This is a genomic window from Aeromonas sp. HMWF017 (assembly GCF_003061465.1).
GTDB lineage: Bacteria > Pseudomonadota > Gammaproteobacteria > Enterobacterales > Aeromonadaceae > Aeromonas > Aeromonas veronii.
The window spans coordinates 5,892-7,749 of record NZ_QAJD01000115.1; the positions used below are offsets into that span (position 1 = coordinate 5,892).

The following is a 1,858-nucleotide window of genomic DNA, read 5'->3' on the forward strand; positions in this document are numbered from 1 at the left end:
CGTTCGCTGCGCTGTTGCGCTGGAACGGGGCGTAATTTAGGGGAAAGGACTGTGTGGGTCAACCTCTTTTCCCCTTATTTTTCATAATCTTTTCCGAATGCCTAACCCTTGCGCAGAATGCCGGTTTTTTAAACCGGATCAGGGCTTGTCGAGGATGATCAGGCTGTCCGGCAGCTCGTTTTGATCCCGGGTGGCCGGGAAGGCGTCGGTCAGAATGGCGCTAACGCGCTCTACGCACTCCAGAAACCCCTGTTCGATCGCCTTGTTGCGCACGCGTGCCACGAAGTCGTCGATGATCTCCTGCCACTGGCCATTGTCGATATGCTGGGCGATGCCGTCATCCACCAGTATTTCTACATAGTGCTCGGCGGCCGAGACGAAGATCAGCACCCCGAGCCGGTCGCGGGTGCGGTGCAGCCCCTGCTCGACAAATTGCAGGCGAGCCATCAGGGCCGCCCGGTGCTGGCGAACCTTCTTCGGGATGAGCCGCATCTTGATGGGGGTCCAGTGGAACAGCAGGCTCAGCAGCAGCCAGACCGACCACTGCACCAGCAGGATTTCGTACCAGCCGAGCCAGAAGCCGAGCTGGAACACCAGCAGCGGCGTGAGCATCGCCAGCAGCGCCGCCCAGAGGGTGGGAATGTAGCGATAGCCATCGCTGGCCGGGGCCAGCACGGTGACCAGTTCAGCATCAGTCTCTAGCTCCGCTTCGCGCACCTTGGCCTGAAGCGTGTGGAAGAACTGTTTAGAAATCATGATTTGTCTCTTTACTCCTGTTACCAGCCACCGGAGGCTCCGCCGCCGCCAAAACTGCCGCCGCCACCGCTGAATCCGCCGCCGGAGCGACCACCAAAGGAGCCGGCACCCAATCCACCGGCCATGTAGGCCGACCGACGTCGTCCTTCCGGCCCACCGCCACCACCGCCGCGCAGGTTGTGGAGCACGATCATCGCAATCACCACCAGAATAAACAGCCAGGGGCCGTCACCGTTGTCACTCTTTGGCTGCTCGACCGGCTGATATTCTCCGGCGAGTGCCTTCATGATGCTCTGGCTGCCCGCCATGATCCCGGCCACCATATCGCCGCGCTTGAAGGCGGGCAGTATGCGGCCATGGATGATGTTGGCTGCGATGGCGTCGGGCAGGGCGCCTTCCAATCCATAGCCTACCTCGATCCGCACCTTGCGCTCATCCTGGGCGATCAGCAACAGCACGCCATTGTTTTTGCCTTTCTGACCGATCCCCCAGTGGCGACCGAGCTGGTAGCCGTACTCCTCGATAGTCTCCCCATCGAGGCTGTCGACGGAGACCACCACCAGCTGGATACCGCTGCGCTTTTCAAAGGCGGCCAGCTGTTGGGTCAGTTGATGGGCCTGTTTGCGGGACATCAGACTGGCTTCATCCACCACCCGTCCGCTCAGCGTCGGGAAGTCCGGTGCCGCTTGCAGGGCACTGGCCCAGAGCAGCAGACAGGGAAGAAACCAGCGCAGCATCATCTTCATTGGAAGCTGACCTTGGGCGCCTCATCGGCACCGGGTTTGGCACTGAAACTCGGTTTGGCCTCCAGATCCGAGTAGAGCAGCTTGGACCAGATGACGCCGGGGAAGGTACGGATCTCGGTATTGAATTGGCGCACCGCCTCGATATAGTCGCGGCGAGCTACCGAGATGCGATTCTCGGTTCCTTCCAGCTGGGCCTGAAGTGCCAGGAACTGCTGATCCGCTTTCAGCTCGGGGTAGCGTTCTACCACCACCATCAGGCGGGAGAGGGCGCTGGAGAGCTGGTTCTGGGCCGCTTCAAACTCCTTGAGCTGGGCAGGATCGCTCACCTGCACACTGCCGACCCGGGCACGGGCATC

The 1,858-nt window shown here is 61.1% G+C and carries 3 protein-coding genes; all 3 read right to left on the reverse strand.

What is annotated here, in order from left to right; all coding sequences use genetic code 11:
* Positions 1-138: 138 nt before the first annotated feature.
* The gene (locus DBR30_RS11365; protein WP_108542096.1) at positions 139-756 is read right to left on the reverse strand and encodes a TPM domain-containing protein; all 618 of its coding nucleotides are present in this window, start codon (positions 754-756) and stop codon (positions 139-141) included.
* Between the two features lie 20 nt (positions 757-776).
* Positions 777-1,502, reverse strand: coding sequence for a TPM domain-containing protein (locus DBR30_RS11370; protein ID WP_108542097.1), 726 nt, complete (start codon positions 1,500-1,502; stop codon positions 777-779).
* On the reverse strand, positions 1,499-1,858 hold a 360-nt coding region (locus tag DBR30_RS21355), incomplete at its 5' end, for a LemA family protein (RefSeq protein WP_219927562.1). The genes DBR30_RS11370 and DBR30_RS21355, both read right to left, overlap by 4 nt.

What these genes read in the sequence shown, in the direction of transcription:
- DBR30_RS11365 (WP_108542096.1), bottom strand. Translation starts at nt 756, where the DNA reads ATGATTTCTAAACAGTTCTTCCACACGCTTCAGGCCAAGGTGCGCGAA.
- DBR30_RS11370 (WP_108542097.1), bottom strand. Translation starts at nt 1,502, where the DNA reads ATGAAGATGATGCTGCGCTGGTTTCTTCCCTGTCTGCTGCTCTGGGCC.